The sequence below is a fragment of the Sediminibacterium ginsengisoli genome (genome assembly GCF_900167075.1).
Classification (GTDB): Bacteria; Bacteroidota; Bacteroidia; order Chitinophagales; family Chitinophagaceae; genus Sediminibacterium; species Sediminibacterium ginsengisoli.
Map to the genome: position 1 here is coordinate 446360 of NZ_FUWH01000002.1, position 15410 is coordinate 461769.

The following is a 15410-nucleotide window of genomic DNA, read 5'->3' on the forward strand; positions in this document are numbered from 1 at the left end:
CACCAAAATTATGCCCGGCCTATGAAAGCACTGAGGGGCAAACCTGACAAATAAAAGGGGGATTGCGACAAAGCTGGTATTTATCTCGAAGCCTGTGTGTTGTAAATATATTTACGGATCATATAATCTGTGATGGGTTTCAGCCTCAGGCGTATATCCACAGGATGAAATCCATCGGAAGTATAATATTCTATACCGCCGTTTATCTTAACATACCACACAGATCCTTTTGATCTGAAAGTGATGGTGTCCGGTTGTGTGATCTTTTTGAAATTCCGGAGTTTAAGGGAATCGAGCGCAATCACCAGTTTTTTTCCTTCTGTTTCGTTACACGGTGTGGCTTCATAATGATCTCCGTTCCAGTACATGCAGGATTGGGGGCCGGAAGGAGGGGTTTGGGAAGAGATATTCATACGGCCGAAGTAGACTGAAGCGGATATAATGAGGACTGCCGATATCGAAGCTATTGTAAATCTTTTTTTTGTTCGCGGATTTTTAATAACAGTATCCGGTGTTTCTATATTAAATATGCCATCTTCTTTTTTTATGTCCTTTTTGCTTACATGATTGAAAGCATCGGAAAAGCCAAGTTTTGTAATATTCGATGTTGATTTGCTGTCAAACATTTCCTCCAGGAATATTGCAGGAATTGGAATGCCAGTCTCTCCATTTCCTGTTTCAATCATCCCTTCAGGTCCGATTTCCGACAGTTCTGGTACGGCTTTCCTGTTATGGTCATGTGGACGGGGTTCATAGTCGATGAGCCAAGCTAAAAGTTCGATATTTTTTTCATCTGTATTATTACTGATTCCCTTCAGGTAATTATTTAGCGGTTTAAACTTATCACGATCAAATTTTTTTATTGTATTTGCATAGTTGATATTCTCTTTCCTGTCCCCGAAAAAGTCATTCAGCGTCCGTTCGTCTTTACGTTTATACCTTTTAACGAAAGCATTCATGCACTCGGTTCTAAGTCTGCCCGGGCTTAAAGCAGATGCCCAACGCAGCTCCCCTGAATTTTTTTTGGCCTCATAATCCTTAATTACCAGCGCCTGGTACTCGATAAATAACATAAAATATAATTAAGCAGTTAGCAATTCTACCGGAATTTTCACGGAATTAATTACGGTTTTCCGGAATTGTACCGGAACTCCCGGAATCTCACCGGAATGAATGGAATCATCGGAATCGTTTGGTGTACAAGGGTTTAGCCCGATCTACTTTTGTTTCCGAAGCCGGTTGGTGCCTTCCTTGCTAAAAGGCATTTTGTACAAAGCCGGCTTCTGTGAGCAAAGAAAGCAGGGGCTGATAAATGGCCTGGGAAGCGTTTCCCGGCTTCTGCAATCTGAGCTCACTTCCCTTCCCAGACAATGTAAGAAGCGCTTCTTACAACCCCGTCAACCGCATCCGGACAGCATCACTGTCGGGCTGCACCATTCATTCATTTTCAAAAACAAATCAAAATGTTTTACATATTTCTGGCATTCTTCTGGGCATTGGCGTGCCCTAAGCACGATCATAATCATACGTCAAACAATCCCCCTATACACGCAACAACCAACGAAGGCGGCGACGATTCCGGCGGCGAAGGTGGCGGCGGTGAAGAAGGAGGGGGCGGTGATACCGGTGGCGAAACAGGGCATATCCCTACAAAACCACCAACACCATAATCCTGTGATATTGGATAAGGACATGAGGCAAGAATCTTTTCTTGCCTCATTTTTTTAAAAGCTGTTCAGAAATATATGATTTTTTTATTTTTAAAGCAAATACCTGCTTTTGAAAAAGGTCTACTTTATTGTTCTGATCGTAAGCTTATACGCTTGCCGGGAACAGCGCAAACCAGTTCCTGTGAGAACGGAACCTGATTATGAGAAGGCTGACTCATTGATGAGCTCCAATACAGATTCGGCATTTTACTATTATAATAAAGTAGCAACCAATTCAAAAGACAGTCTCCTGATTGCCAGGGCTTACAACGGGATGGCAATAATACAAACGGACGCCGGCGATTATTTCGGAAGCCAGCAAAGTCTTTTGTTATCGCTGAAGTACCTGGATGAGACAAAAGAAGAAAATCAGTATTGCCTCCTTTCGGATTATAATGAACTGGGGAATACCAGCCTCAATCTTCAGAATTATGATGCAGCGATCAATTATTATAATCTGGCACTGAAATTCAGTAAGAACCAGCAGCTGAACCGGATAGCCTTGAATAATATGGGTGTCGCATACTATAAAAAAGGCGAGTTTAAACAGGCTATTGAAATTTACCGGTCAATTATTGACTCCACCAGGAAAAACAGGAAAGAATATGCACGGGTATTGTCGAACATGGCCAAAGTGCTGTGGCTGCAGAACCCGGACTATCGTGCATTGCCCGATTTTCAGACCGCGCTTCGGATACGTAAAGCAGAGAAAGACGATTGGGGTTTGAATGCGAGCTACTCACATCTCGCAGACTATTATTATAAATCCTATCCCGATTCGGCTTTGAGCTATGCAGGTAAAATGTATGATATTTCCCGGAATCTTAACAGCCCGGATGATGAACTGGAAGCACTGAAGAAACTGATTATGCTCAGCCGGCCCGAAAGGGTTAAAATGTATTTTGAAAGGTATCGCTACCTGAGCGACAGCGTTCAAGCAGCAAGAAATACGGCAAAAAACCAGTTTGCGCTGATTCATTTCGACGTGGAAAAAAGCAAAACGGATAATCTAAGACTACAGAAAGAAAATGCAGAGAAAAATACGCAGTTGCTTATGCAGTCAATGATCGGAAGCCTGATCTTCCTGCTCTTTATAGCTGTAATCATTGTATCGTACCGGAAGAACAAGAAACGCCAGGAACGGTTAAAACAGGAAAGTGAAATCGCACGGCGTGAAGAAAAACTGCGGGCATCTAAAAAAGTCCATGATGAGATCGCCAACGGGTTATATAGGATCATGGCTGAAGTACAGCATAACAATCTTGAAAAAGAGAAACTGTTGGATAAAATTGACGCATTGTATGAACAATCAAGAGATATCTCTTATGAATGGAAAAGAGAAGAACCCGCCGATTTTAGTGAAACGATAAACGGATTGTTAAATGCTTTTTCATCTGAAGAACAGAAAGTGACCTCGTCCGGAAATGAAGCCGCCCTTTGGGCCGGAGTAAACAACAAGGTAAAGCAAGAACTGTTGCCGGTATTACAGGAGCTGATGGTAAATATGCAAAAACACAGCGGCGCCGGCAGTGTTGCCATACGATTTAAAAAAGAGCACAATATCCTGCAGATTCATTATGCAGACGATGGTAAAGGTCTTCCTGAAAATTTTCGCAAAAAGAACGGATTGACAAGTACGGGAAACCGTATTGTTGAGCTCCGCGGAGAGTTTAATTTTGATATTGACAGTGTTAAAGGATTAAAGATCCGTATCAATATTCCAATTAATTAATCATCGTATGATAAAAAAAGTGCTGATAGCAGAAGACCAGGAAAGCGCCAATATCTCTGTACAAAAAACATTGGAAGAATTCGGGATAGCCGACCCGCACTATGTTCATTATTGTGACGATGCCTTCCATAAAATAAAGAAGGCAAAAGAGATGGGAGATTCTTACGATCTGCTGATTACGGATCTTTCTTTTGAAGAAGATGAGCGCGTTCAAAAGATACCAGACGGCAAAGCTTTGATCCTTGCTGTAAGGGAGATACAGCCTGAGTTGAAGATACTGGTATTCTCCGCAACACGTGAAGCAACAATTATTGAAAAGCTATATAGTAAACTGGATATAGATGGTTACGTACAAAAAGCGAGGAATGATGCTAAAGAACTGAAACTGGCTATCGATACTATTGGCAAGAATAAATGTTATTACCCGCGTCATCTGCTGGACCTGGTTAAGCAAATGAATTCACATGATTTTACCGAGTATGATATAACTATTATCACCCTCTTGGCTGAAGGGATAATGCAAAAGGATATACCTGCGCATCTCCTGGAAAAACAGATATCTCCAAGCGGACTGAGCAGTGTGGAAAAACGACTCAGCCGTATCAAGGAAACGCTTGGTTTTTCCAAGAATGAACAATTGATCGCATTCTGTAAGGATATGGGGTTTATTTAACCCGGGTTTTGTCAGTTGATTCAATTAAAAAGAAGGCACCGTTACCGGTGCTTTCTTTTTAATAAAAACCTGCATGCTTTTTACCTGCCAGAAAAATAATCAGGATTTTTCGTTTTACGGTTTCCCATAAAAAACAGCGTACCCCGGATTCTACTTTTGTGTGATATAAAAAAATAGATCAATCATCTTCAAGTATGAAGCTTCTTCTGATCACAGTTATTGCCATTGTCAGAATCAGTTGTGCCGAACCGGTAGTATACGTTTGTCGTAGTAAATCTGCCATGAGGTATCATATATCTGCTAGCTGCCGGGGATTGCGTAATTGCAGCTATAAAATTGATACAGTGACGCTGGATAGCGCAAAAAGAATGAATAAAACGCTTTGCAAGTTTGAAAAGCTGCCTGAAAAATAAGCTGCAGACAGGTGTGCAGTATATGATGATTTTAAATGCGATGAAATTTTTTCTAAAGAGCTGGGTATTTATTTTCCTGCTTTTGACCGGTTGCGGGGATAGGAAAAAGAGTAAACAGGTTCCGCTGATCTTTGAAGCAAGTATAATCAGAATCACAGATGGCGACACCTACCATATAGTGTACAATGGCGAAAAGAAGACGGTCAGACTTGCTCATATAGATTGTGCGGAAATACTGCAGCCTTACGGCGAAGCGGCAAAATCTTTTGCAGCTACACTTTGCCTGGGAAAAAAAGTGGTGGTCAGGACAACCGGCAAGACAGACCGCTACAAACGTATAGTGGGAGAAATAATACTTATAAATGGCATAAACCTGAATAAAGAATTGATCCGGAACGGACTCGCCTGGCATTTTAAACAATATTCTGATGATCTCGAATATGCTGTGTTAGAACTTGCTGCCAGAAAACAGCATATTGGAATCTGGACACAGGAAAATCCTGTAGCTCCATGGGTATGGCGGCATAAATGAATAACCAGGCTGTACGGAGACGGTATCATCACATAAAACTTCAATATGAAAACTTACAAAGTTGTTCCCTACGTAGCAAAAATTACCACCAGCGATACATCATCCATGGTTGCTGAAAAACTTGAAATTTTAATCAATGATTTTGCATCGCAGGGCTGGACATTCGAGTCGGTTGAAAAGTTTGAGACAGCCGTTAATGATCCGGGTTGTTTCGGATTCGGTGCAAAAACTTCAGTTAACTTCTTTCAATTGGTTGTTTTCTCAAAACTGAATTGATGCATTACTGCCTGCTTATACTGATCCGCCTGTACTGGCTGATTCCTGCAAAGCACAGGCGGCGCTGCATCTTCACGGAAAGCTGCAGCAGCATGTATTCAGAATAGCCGAAGAACAAGGCTATAAAAAAGCGATCCTTGCACTAAAGGAACGCAGGCTTCAATGCCGGCCAGGGTATTATCGCCTGAACCAAACACAGATGAGGCTGGCAGACAATAGTATAGTTCCGGCATCCACGCTGAACGAAAAGCTGATTTGACAAGGTAGTGCCGCGGTCAATGCAGCTCCTGTCTGCCTACCCATCTGATTCCCGTAATGCCTGCATAATGCAGCCTTTCCACCAGCTGTCCTACATGATGCTGCAGGTGCCTGATGTTATAGAGATGTAATTCTGCCTTATTCATCGGCAGCCATTCAAAACCAGATGAGGCCCGCATATCCTGTAAGCTCAGTTTAGTTTTAAGCGACTGCTCTGTCTGTTGCAACAACTGCAACAACTCTTCGTGTGAATATACACGGCCTTCTTTCTGCTGAAGCTGGTGGTTGCCTGGTTCATGTAATGGCCAGGGTGAAAAGCTATGCTCGTTTTCGGAAAGATAGAAATTGGTAAAGTGCAGGGCATGATAGGCTATTTTCCAGAACGCATGCGAAAGATCATTGGCAGTCCACAACTCTTCCGGACAGACCTCTATTGCATTTTTAAGCATTTGCAATGCAGCACCGTACTGGGAAATAAGCAATTGTTGCATGGTATTGTTCCGGCAGATCAACCTGCTGTCTTGCTTAAATATAACAAGATCGCCGGTGTGGAAAGCCTTTAGACTGAATATTTTTTTCCGCTCATGCAATAGTTCGTACATTAAGCGCTTGTAAAACCTTATTTATTCTATGACAATAAAAAGATATTTTCCTGCATTTATGGCTGCGATCTGCGCTGTAGGTGCAAGCGCGCAATCCCCGCGGATCCTGACGGAAAAAGACTACGCACATGCAGAAAGTTTTTTAAGTTATAAAACGGAACCGCTGATCGACAGGGCCAACCCGCGACTCAACTGGATCAATGGTGAAAAGTGCTGGTATTCCGTATCCACTGCCAATGGTAATGAGTATTTTCTCATTGACCCGGTTAAAAAGACCCGCACGGCTCTTTTTGACCGCGCAAAACTGGCCGGCGCTTTATCGGAAGCTGCCGGTAAACAATACGAACCCGGTAAACTAATGCTACAGAATGCCGATCTTTCTGCAGATGGAACCGTCTTCTCTTTTGCTACAGAAGGCAAAAGCTGGAACTATGACCTGGCTGGCAATAAAGTAACGCCGGGTACCGGTATCACCGGCAACCAGGGTGGCGGCTTTCAGGGTCGTGGCCGTGGCGGCGGCGGAAGAGGTGGTGGTAATGAAGTGCTTTCGCCCGATGGTAAAAAAGCAGTGTTCATCCGCGACTGGAATCTCTGGCTGCGTGATGTGGCATCAAATAAAGAAACCCAGCTGACCACAGACGGGGAAAAAGATTTCGGTTACGCAACGGATAACGCCGGCTGGAAATCGAGCGACAGACCGATCGTACGCTGGTCGCCCGACAGCAAAAAACTTGCAACTTTTAAACAGGATCAGCGTAAGGTGGGAGATATGTACCTCGTAACCACCAACGTAGGAAAGCCTACACTCAAAGCCTGGAAATATGCGTTGCCGGGTGATAAGGATATCGCAATGATCCACCGCGTGATCATCGAAACCGAAACACCTAAGGTAATTCCTTTGCAGGTGCCCGCCGATCCGCACCGTGCCACATTGAGCGATGATATAGCAAGCAGCGGAACATTCGATGATAACGACTGGAAAGAAGACGGCAGCCAGCTGGCGTTCCTCTCCACTTCACGTGATCATAAACAGGAAAAATTCCGCATTGCAGATGCTGCAACAGGCGCCGTACGCGAAGTATTCGAGGAAACAGTGAAAACACAATTCGAATCGGGTCGCGGAGCCATCAACTGGCGATACCTCCCGGCTTCCAATGAAATACTGTGGTATTCGGAGCGCGACAACTGGGGGCATATGTATCTCTATGATGCAGCAACCGGAAAACTCAAGAACCAGATCACCAAAGGCGATTGGGTAGTGACACGTCTTATAAAAGTAGACGAAAAGAAAAGGGAACTCTATTTCATGGCGGGTGGCAAAGAGCCCGGTAATCCTTATTTCGCTTACATGTACCGTATCGGTTTCGATGGTAAAAACCTCAAATTACTCACGCCTGGTGAAGGAACACACCAGGTTACATTTTCGCCTTCAGGCAATTACCTGATCGATACCTATTCCAAACCAGATATGCCTGCAGTAACAGTGCTGCGTACAATCAATGGCGATCAGGTGGTTGATGTAGAGAAAACAGATGTATCAAGACTCGTGGCTGCAGGCTGGAAACCACCGACTCCGGTTTCCGTAAAAGCGCATGATGGTAAAACTGATATTTATGGCCTCGTGTTCACGCCAACGAAAATGGATGCATCGAAAAAATATCCTGTGATCGATTATATCTATCCTGGGCCACAGGGCGGCAGCGTTGGCAGCTGGGCATTCTCTGCATCGCGCAGCGATCACCAGGCACTGGCAGAGCTTGGCTTTATCGTAGTAGTGATTGAGGGAACCAGTAATCCCAACCGTTCCAAAAGCTTCCATGATATGAGTTACGGAAATATGGCAGAGAATACGCTGCCTGATCAGATCACGGCGATCCGCCAGTTGTCACGTCAATACCCCATGGATACAACGCGCGTTGGTATGTGGGGCCACTCAGGCGGCGGTTTCGCAACAGCTGCAGCTATGTTCCGCTATCCTGATTTCTTTAAAGTAGGTATCGCAGAATCCGGTAACCACGACAACCGTAACTACGAAGACGACTGGGGCGAGCGTTACAACGGCCTTGTGGAAAATTCAGATTATGAAGCACAGGCTAACCAGAACTATGCAAAGAACCTGAAAGGAAAACTGATGCTTGCACATGGTATGATGGATAACAATGTACCTCCTTATAACACACTCCTGGTTGTAGAAGCACTTAATAAAGCCAATAAAAGCTACGACCTGGTGATCTTCCCCAACAGTCCGCACGGCTACGGTACTTACGGGCCATACATGATGCGCAGACGTTGGGATTATTTCGTCACCAACCTGTTGGGCGCACAACCGCCTTACGATTATAAAATGGGGGGTATGCAGAATCCGGGCAATTAAAACCGGGCGGGAATAAAAATTTAAAACAAAGGCTGTCTTCTTTAAAGGCAGCCTTTGTTTTAACGGTGAAAAGCTCATAACAAGGCGAAAACAGCAAATACAGTGTGTTTCAGCCATCAGTTGCCTGAAAAAAGGCTTTAAAGAGCAGCAGATAGCAGGATTTAAGATACTTTTGCACTCGAAAAGGAGCGCATGTATACAATAAAAATAAAATTTGAACAGAAAGGATTGAGTCCTGTAACCCTGACAGATATTGCTGCAGACCAGAGTCTGCTGGAAGTCTGCCTCGATAACGGGATCGAGCTTCATCATAACTGCGGTGCGGTATGCGCCTGCAGTACCTGTCATCTTTATATAGATAATGGCATGGATTACCTGGAAGAACTCAGTGACCGTGAAGAGGATTTTATCGACAGGGCAGTGAATCCAAGGATCAATTCCAGGCTGGGTTGCCAATGTGTATTACAGGCAGGAAGCGGGGAAGTAGAGCTGACATTGCCAGACCAGACCCAGTTCCTGGGCGAATAATCCTTATCCTTAACAACAAACGCCAGAAAAACATGAGTCATTTTGAACCCCCGATACACTGGAGCGATCACGAAGATATTGCGATGAAGCTCTACGAGCGTTTCGGCGACGAATTCAATGAAGGCCGGATCTATCGTATCCGTTTTACAGATCTGCTTGAATGGATCCTTGAAATACCCAATTTCGACGGAAAAAGAGAGCAAAGCACCGAAGGTCATCTTGAAATGATCCAGAGCGCCTGGGTATATGAATGGCGCGATAACCAGAAATAGTCCGTCTAACCAAAGCAGAACGCATGGCCAACGTATTAACGTTCTTTACAAAGATCACCACATTCGTATTCGATGTGGATGGGGTACTGACAGATGGTACAGTGCTGGTATTGCCCGGCGGCGTAATGGCCAGGAGTATGAATATCAAAGATGGATATGCATTGCAGCTGGCTGTTAAAAAAGGTTACCGTGTTATCGTGATTTCCGGCGGCAATTCACCCGAAGTGCAATCGAGGCTGGAAAACCTGGGTGTAAAAGCCGTTTACATGAAGGTGGAAGATAAGGCCGGGCTTTTGCAACAGATCATGCAGGAACATAACCTGCAGCAGGAAGAAATATTATATATGGGTGATGATGTACCCGATGCAGAAGTGATCGCTATGGCCGGCTTACCCTGCTGCCCTGCAGATGCTGTGGAAGAGATCAGGGAAAAAGCGGTTTATATTTCTCATCTGCCCGGCGGAAAAGGCTGTGTACGTGATGTGATCGAGAAAACCATGAAACTGCGCGGAAACTGGAGCGAAGACACCAGCATAAGAGCGCAATAATACTTCAACCGATAAATTAACCTGTCTTCCTGTTTTATTCCGCCCGCCTGGGTTATCTTGCAGGAGACAAACCGAATTCCATTTGAAACTGATCAAGGCATTTTTCAGGCTGGTAAGATGGCCCAATCTTGTGTTCATTGCATTGACGCAGGTATTGTTTGCCTACTGCATTTACGATAAGATCTATGCAGGCTCGGAAGCGCACCTTTTATCGGCTGTTCATTTTATCTACCTCGTGCTGGCATCGGTATTCATAGCAGCAGCCGGTTATATCATCAACGATTATTTCGATCTGAATATAGACCAGGTGAATAAACCTGATAAAGTGGTGGTGAATGCGATCATCAGCAGGCGCTGGGTGATCTTCTGGCATATGTTCCTGAGCCTGACAGGTATGTGTTTTACTATGGCGGCATTGCCTTTGCGTGGTTACTGGCACCTGATACTGGGTAACCTCGCAAGTATTCTGCTCTTATGGTTTTATTCCACCACGCTTAAAAAGAAGCTCCTCATCGGCAATGTGCTGATCTCGCTGCTCACTGCCTGGGTGATACTGATCCTCTTTCTCGCACAACACCCGCTGCATTTCAGTTCTCTGCTGAAGGTAGACCAGCATGAGATCCGTTTCTTCAGGTTCACGATCCTGTATGCGGCTTTTGCTTTCGTGATCTCCCTGGTCAGGGAAGTGGTGAAAGATATGGAAGACCTGGAGGGTGACAGAAAATATGGTTGCCGAACCATGCCGATCGTCTGGGGTGTACAGGCAAGTAAATTATTTGCAGCCGTCTGGCTGGCAGTACTCATCACTGCATTAAGCATACTGCAGTTTTACATATTGCCTTTTGGCTGGTGGCCAAGCGCTGTCTATTGCCTGCTGCTGGTGATCCTGCCATTGATATGGATACTGGTCAAGTTGGGTAAGGCAACATCGCCGGCCGACTTTCATCGCCTGAGCACGGTGATTAAACTTGTTATGCTCACAGGTATTCTTTCCATGGTATTTTTCCGGTACTATCTTTAAGAGCCGTAAGCGGGCAGCATCAGCATAAATCAGGATAAATGAAAAACATAATACTGGCATCACAGTCGCCCCGCCGTAAAATGCTGCTGGAATGGGCTGAAGTGCCGTTTGAAGTAGTGGTAAAGGCAACGGATGAAAATTATCCGCGGGAACTGGCGGTAGAAGAAGTGCCGGTATACATAGCCCGTGAAAAAGCGCTGCAGGTGCAGGCACATCTTCGTGATTCTTACCACGGACAATATGAAGGCCGGCCGATACTGGCAGCGGATACCGTAGTGGTATTGGGTGAAGAAGTGATAGGCAAACCAGTAAACCGGCGCGATGCGATAGAGATCCTGATGCGGCTGGCCGGACGGGAGCACCGTGTGATCACCGGCGTGGTGATACTGCACGCTGCAGGAGAAACGTCATTTCAGGATATAACCACCGTGCGCTTTCATCCTTTAACGGAAGAGCAGATCAGTTTCTACGTAGATAAATACCAGCCCTTCGACAAAGCCGGCGCCTATGCCATACAGGAATGGATCGGAGTAGTAGGCATAGAAAGTATTCAGGGCGATTTCTATAACGTAATGGGATTGCCCGTAAGCAGGGTAGTACAGGCATTGACTCAATTAGATCTTCAATAAAACAGGTATTTCCCGCAACCTCTTTCAGTATAGTTTACAGCCCTTAAAAAGGTTGAACATGATGAATGAGCGGTTGCTGCAGTTTATCTGGCAGTTTCAGTATTTCAATAAGCAGCAATTACAGACAACAGAAGGTGAAGATGTGGTGATCGAAAAAGCCGGTACCTGGAATCATCACCAGGGGCCTGATTTTTCTGAAGCACTGATCAGGATAGGACAGACAAGATGGGCGGGCCATGTAGAACTGCACCTGCAGTCTTCAGACTGGGAACAGCATGGGCATGGTGCTGACAGGCATTACGACAGGATTGTATTGCATGTTGTCTGGAAAGAAGATAAAGTTTTATACGATCATTACGGAAATCTTATCCCAACCCTCGTATTGGAGAACAGGATCCCCGGTTTGCTGCTCAGCCGTTACCGGGAAATGATGGAAGCGCCTTCTGAAATCCCCTGTCATTCTTTTTTACCGGCATTGGATGAATTATCCTGGTTTGCATGGAAGGAAAGACTCGCTGTAGAAAGACTTAACCGCAAGGCTGATCATGTACTGCAGCAACTGGAAAGAAATAAAGGTCACTGGGAAGAAGTGCTCTGGCAGATGCTGGCAGCCGGCTTCGGAGGCAAACTGAATAGCGTATTGTTTGAACAGGTAGCGCTGAGCTTGTCCCTGCCGTTGCTGATGCGGCACCAGGGCAGGCCGGATCAGCTCGAAGCATTACTGCTTGGTCAGGCCAATCTGCTGAATGATCTGCCCGCAGATACTTACCATGCATCATTGCAGGATGAATATGCATACCTGCGTCATAAATATGAACTCATGCGGGTGTCAAGAATGCCGGCTTTTCTGCGTATGCGGCCCGCAGGTTTTCCAACAGTGCGGTTGTCGCAGCTGGCCATGCTGCTCCATCGCAATACCAGGCTGTTTGCAACACTCTGCGAAATCTCAGAGCCCAGGCAGATAATGGCCACCTTCAATGTAACAGCCACTCCATACTGGAACAGTCATTACAGGTTTGGTGAGGCATCCCCCTTTCAGCCCAAACAACTGGGCATGCAGATGGCCGGTACACTGATGGTGAATACAGTAATACCGGTATTATTTGCTTATGGCACTTACCATAAAATATACCGGTACCGGGAACGTGCCATTCAATGGTTATACCACCTGTCGGCAGAAGACAACAGGATCACAAGGAACTGGCAGGAGCTGGGTATCCCGGTAAGATCTGCAATGGATGCGCAATCCATGATAGAGCTCACCAACAGCTACTGCGCAACCAAAAAATGCCTGGAATGCGCAGTAGGCAATAAAATACTGTATCCTGCCAGAAATCATAACAAGATGTAAAAGCTTTAAAACAAGCACCATCTCATGCAACGGAAAAGCTTAACGCCGTATCATTGTTGCAGGCAGATCAGCCCCAGTTGAAGGCAAGGTCCAGCTCCACGTCGGGATGCAGTGTTCTTTCTACCGGACAGGTACGTGCGGTCCTTTCGAGGATCTCTTTGGTTTTCTCGTCAAGCTGCAGTCCTTCCGGGAAATAAACATGGGCGATGATCTTTCCGATCCTGCGCGGATCTGAAACCATGATCTTGGTAACATCCACGCGGGTACCGTCCAGCTCAATATTCATAGAGCGGGCTTTGATGGCCATTGTTGTAACCATGCAGCTGCCGAGTGCGGTAGCCACCAGGTCGGTAGGTGAGAAACGTTCGCCTTTACCCTGGTTGTCGGTAGGGGCATCGGTTTCAATCATGCTTCCGCTTTGAAGATGCTGGGCTGTAGTGCGTAAATCACCTTTATAAATAATTTGTGAAGTCATTGCGTCAATTTTGCTTTAAATTTACAGGTATCAAATCAATTGAAGTGAAGAAGATATTTTTAATTGCATGCGTATTAAGCTCGGTTATAGTTTCTGCACAGCAAAAACAGCCTTCACCGGCAGCGATCGAAAGGGCACAGAAAAGGGCAGAAAAAAGGGAAAAGATCAATCAGCTGATCAAGCAGGAAGAAGAAGGCGCCCTGATCTATCAGAAGCAGAACGCATTTGGTTTTAAATTCAATACTGACGGCTGGGGAGCTTTCTATGAAAGGGGAAAATACAAGAACCTCACCAATACCAGTCTCTGGTGGATAGAACTGGGCGAAAGAAATCATCAGAAAGAAGACAAAACATCAACCCTGAGCAGTTCATCAGGTTTCCTGGTGGTATCGAGCTATAAATTCGGCAAACAGAATAACTTTTATTACCTCAAGCTCGGATTAGGCCAGCAAAAACTGATCGGTGGCAAAGGAAACCGGAATGGAGTAGCCGTTTCGGCTATCTATGGTGGTGGTATTACTGCCGGCCTGCTGAAGCCCTACTATATTGAGATCCAGAATCCTTATAATGCCAATAAAAGGGAAGAAGTGCGCTACACCGGCGGGAACGACAGTCTTTTCCTCGATCCAACCATTATCATCGGCCGCGGCTCTATTACCAAAGGATTCGGAGAAATAAAATTTGTGCCCGGCGCCCATGTGCGTACAGCGCTCCGTTTCGACTACGGGCGTTACAATGAGCTGTTATCAGCCATAGAAGTAGGCTTAAATGCCGAATATTACTCCCAGAAAATGCCTATAATGGTGGGTTTACCCGAAAAGAACTTCTTTTTCAACGCTTATATCGCACTTACTGTTGGTAAACGAAAGTGACCTATTTTTGCAGCTGAGCGGATTTGATCATCATTAATCAGTAAGAAGAGGAGGCGTTATGCAGGAATTACCCGTTGTTTCAAAAACAGATGCATCCACCAGCAAGATCCAGAAACCCAACTGGCTTCGTGTTAAGCTGCCCATCGGGGAAAGCTATAAACATGTAAGAGGACTGGTAGATACCCATAAATTACATACCATCTGCGAAAGCGGTAACTGCCCCAATATGGGCGAGTGCTGGAGCGAAGGAACTGCCACATTCATGATCCTGGGCAATATCTGTACCCGCAGCTGCGGCTTCTGTGCAGTGGCAACAGGTCGCCCGCTGCCTGTTGACTGGGACGAACCCCAACGCGTGGCAGAGGCGATCCACCTCATGACGGTGAAACACGCTGTACTGACCAGTGTTGACCGTGACGAGCTGAAAGACGGCGGTTCTATCATCTGGTACAATACCATTAAAGCAGTAAAAAACCTGAATCCGGATACCACACTGGAAACACTTGTGCCCGATTTCAGGGGAAATGCAGAGCAGATACAGCGAATCATAGATGCAGCGCCCGAAGTGGTGAGCCATAATATGGAAACCGTAGAAAGGCTTACACGCCAGGTGCGGATCCAGGCCAAATACCGCCGCAGTCTCGATGTACTGCGGATGCTGAAAGAAGGCGGTATGCGCACCAAAACCGGCATCATGCTCGGCCTCGGCGAAACCAGGGAAGAAGTGATACAGAGCATGGAAGACCTGGTTGGAGTAGGTTGCGATGTACTTACTTTAGGCCAGTATTTACAACCCACCCGCAAACACCTGGCCGTACAACGCTTTGTACATCCCGATGAATTTGCGGAATACCGTGAGATCGGTTACCAGCTTGGTTTTGACTATGTGGAAAGCGGTCCGCTCGTACGCTCATCCTATCACAGCGAAAAACATGTTATCCCTGGTTGGGGCCGTAACAAATGGCTGGAAGAGAAAAATAACCTGGTGACAGCATAAAACAGCATTAAGTTTCTTTTAAAAGGAGTAATTCTGCGGGATTGCTCCTTTTTTTGTGCAATATTGTGCGGAATATTAGCTTTTGCATACATTTAAACGACATTAAGCCAACTGATCAATCACTTAAACCTATCATTTCCAACCCAAA

17 protein-coding genes are annotated in these 15410 nt (G+C 45.5%); 14 read left to right on the top strand and 3 right to left on the bottom strand.

Features of this window, described 5'->3' with window-relative positions; all coding sequences use genetic code 11:
- Positions 1-80: 80 nt before the first annotated feature.
- Entirely contained in the window at positions 81-959 is an 879-nt protein-coding gene (locus B5D42_RS05070) for a hypothetical protein (RefSeq protein ID WP_217698785.1), read from the bottom strand.
- Between the two features lie 504 nt (positions 960-1463).
- Here B5D42_RS05070 and B5D42_RS05075 point away from each other — a divergent pair.
- The 5 genes from B5D42_RS05075 (at position 1464) to B5D42_RS05095 (ending at position 5335) form a co-directional block, all read left to right on the top strand.
- Positions 1464-1670 (top strand): hypothetical protein, encoded by a 207-nt coding sequence (locus B5D42_RS05075; protein WP_139366990.1) that lies wholly within the window; start codon positions 1464-1466, stop codon positions 1668-1670.
- A gap of 181 nt (positions 1671-1851) precedes the next feature.
- Positions 1852-3441, top strand: coding sequence for a tetratricopeptide repeat-containing sensor histidine kinase (locus B5D42_RS05080; RefSeq protein WP_245825558.1), 1590 nt, complete (start codon positions 1852-1854; stop codon positions 3439-3441).
- A 7-nt stretch (positions 3442-3448) separates the two neighbouring features.
- Positions 3449-4114, top strand: a complete 666-nt coding sequence (locus B5D42_RS05085; protein WP_078830359.1) for a response regulator — start codon at positions 3449-3451, stop codon at positions 4112-4114.
- 453 nt (positions 4115-4567) lie between these two features.
- Complete coding sequence (locus B5D42_RS05090; protein WP_176112907.1) at positions 4568-5059, top strand: thermonuclease family protein; 492 nt, start codon at positions 4568-4570, stop codon at positions 5057-5059.
- Positions 5060-5104: 45 nt separating this feature from the next.
- Positions 5105-5335, top strand: coding sequence for a hypothetical protein (locus tag B5D42_RS05095; protein WP_078830362.1), 231 nt, complete (start codon positions 5105-5107; stop codon positions 5333-5335).
- A gap of 275 nt (positions 5336-5610) precedes the next feature.
- Here B5D42_RS05095 and B5D42_RS05100 read toward each other — a convergent pair whose 3' ends face one another.
- Positions 5611-6084 carry a DinB family protein gene (locus B5D42_RS05100; RefSeq protein ID WP_139366991.1) on the bottom strand — a complete coding sequence of 158 codons (474 nt, stop codon included), beginning with the start codon at positions 6082-6084 and terminating at the stop codon, positions 5611-5613.
- Positions 6085-6223: 139 nt separating this feature from the next.
- Between B5D42_RS05100 and B5D42_RS05105 the strand changes: the two genes are divergently transcribed.
- The 7 genes from B5D42_RS05105 (at position 6224) to B5D42_RS05135 (ending at position 12918) form a co-directional block, all read left to right on the top strand.
- Positions 6224-8569, top strand: a complete 2346-nt coding sequence (locus tag B5D42_RS05105; RefSeq protein WP_078830364.1) for a S9 family peptidase — start codon at positions 6224-6226, stop codon at positions 8567-8569.
- A gap of 192 nt (positions 8570-8761) precedes the next feature.
- On the top strand, positions 8762-9097 hold the full coding sequence (locus tag B5D42_RS05110; RefSeq protein WP_078830365.1) for a 2Fe-2S iron-sulfur cluster-binding protein: 336 nt from the start codon (positions 8762-8764) through the stop codon (positions 9095-9097).
- A 32-nt stretch (positions 9098-9129) separates the two neighbouring features.
- Positions 9130-9369: a Fe-S cluster assembly protein IscX gene (iscX, locus tag B5D42_RS05115; RefSeq protein WP_078830366.1), complete on the top strand. Its 240-nt coding sequence runs from the start codon at positions 9130-9132 to the stop codon at positions 9367-9369.
- Between the two features lie 23 nt (positions 9370-9392).
- Positions 9393-9917: a KdsC family phosphatase gene (locus tag B5D42_RS05120; RefSeq protein WP_078830367.1), complete on the top strand. Its 525-nt coding sequence runs from the start codon at positions 9393-9395 to the stop codon at positions 9915-9917.
- An 82-nt stretch (positions 9918-9999) separates the two neighbouring features.
- Entirely contained in the window at positions 10000-10938 is a 939-nt protein-coding gene (locus B5D42_RS05125; protein ID WP_078830368.1) for a geranylgeranylglycerol-phosphate geranylgeranyltransferase, read from the top strand.
- Between the two features lie 38 nt (positions 10939-10976).
- Positions 10977-11567, top strand: a complete 591-nt coding sequence (locus B5D42_RS05130) for a Maf family protein (RefSeq protein WP_078830369.1) — start codon at positions 10977-10979, stop codon at positions 11565-11567.
- Positions 11568-11625: 58 nt separating this feature from the next.
- Entirely contained in the window at positions 11626-12918 is a 1293-nt protein-coding gene (locus B5D42_RS05135; protein WP_078830370.1) for a DUF2851 family protein, read from the top strand.
- A gap of 67 nt (positions 12919-12985) precedes the next feature.
- Here the strand turns inward: B5D42_RS05135 and B5D42_RS05140 are convergent, their stop codons facing one another.
- Entirely contained in the window at positions 12986-13393 is a 408-nt protein-coding gene (locus B5D42_RS05140) for an OsmC family protein (RefSeq protein WP_078830371.1), read from the bottom strand.
- 44 nt (positions 13394-13437) lie between these two features.
- On the opposite strand from B5D42_RS05140, the gene B5D42_RS05145 reads away from it, so the two are divergent.
- Positions 13438-14265, top strand: coding sequence for a hypothetical protein (locus B5D42_RS05145; RefSeq protein WP_078830372.1), 828 nt, complete (start codon positions 13438-13440; stop codon positions 14263-14265).
- Positions 14266-14323: 58 nt separating this feature from the next.
- Positions 14324-15262 carry a lipoyl synthase gene (gene lipA, locus B5D42_RS05150; protein WP_078830373.1) on the top strand — a complete coding sequence of 313 codons (939 nt, stop codon included), beginning with the start codon at positions 14324-14326 and terminating at the stop codon, positions 15260-15262.
- Positions 15263-15410: the final 148 nt, after the last annotated feature.

Coding starts and splice junctions, on each gene's coding strand:
- B5D42_RS05105 (WP_078830364.1), top strand. CDS start 6,224: ATGACAATAAAAAGATATTTTCCTGCATTTATGGCTGCGATCTGCGCT.
- B5D42_RS05135 (WP_078830370.1), top strand. CDS start 11,626: ATGATGAATGAGCGGTTGCTGCAGTTTATCTGGCAGTTTCAGTATTTC.
- lipA (WP_078830373.1), top strand. CDS start 14,324: ATGCAGGAATTACCCGTTGTTTCAAAAACAGATGCATCCACCAGCAAG.
- B5D42_RS05075 (WP_139366990.1), top strand. CDS start 1,464: ATGTTTTACATATTTCTGGCATTCTTCTGGGCATTGGCGTGCCCTAAG.
- B5D42_RS05110 (WP_078830365.1), top strand. CDS start 8,762: ATGTATACAATAAAAATAAAATTTGAACAGAAAGGATTGAGTCCTGTA.
- B5D42_RS05070 (WP_217698785.1), bottom strand. CDS start 959: ATGAATGCTTTCGTTAAAAGGTATAAACGTAAAGACGAACGGACGCTG.
- B5D42_RS05085 (WP_078830359.1), top strand. CDS start 3,449: ATGATAAAAAAAGTGCTGATAGCAGAAGACCAGGAAAGCGCCAATATC.
- B5D42_RS05095 (WP_078830362.1), top strand. CDS start 5,105: ATGAAAACTTACAAAGTTGTTCCCTACGTAGCAAAAATTACCACCAGC.
- B5D42_RS05090 (WP_176112907.1), top strand. CDS start 4,568: ATGAAATTTTTTCTAAAGAGCTGGGTATTTATTTTCCTGCTTTTGACC.
- B5D42_RS05100 (WP_139366991.1), bottom strand. CDS start 6,084: ATGCAACAATTGCTTATTTCCCAGTACGGTGCTGCATTGCAAATGCTT.
- iscX (WP_078830366.1), top strand. CDS start 9,130: ATGAGTCATTTTGAACCCCCGATACACTGGAGCGATCACGAAGATATT.
- B5D42_RS05130 (WP_078830369.1), top strand. CDS start 10,977: ATGAAAAACATAATACTGGCATCACAGTCGCCCCGCCGTAAAATGCTG.
- B5D42_RS05140 (WP_078830371.1), bottom strand. CDS start 13,393: ATGACTTCACAAATTATTTATAAAGGTGATTTACGCACTACAGCCCAG.
- B5D42_RS05120 (WP_078830367.1), top strand. CDS start 9,393: ATGGCCAACGTATTAACGTTCTTTACAAAGATCACCACATTCGTATTC.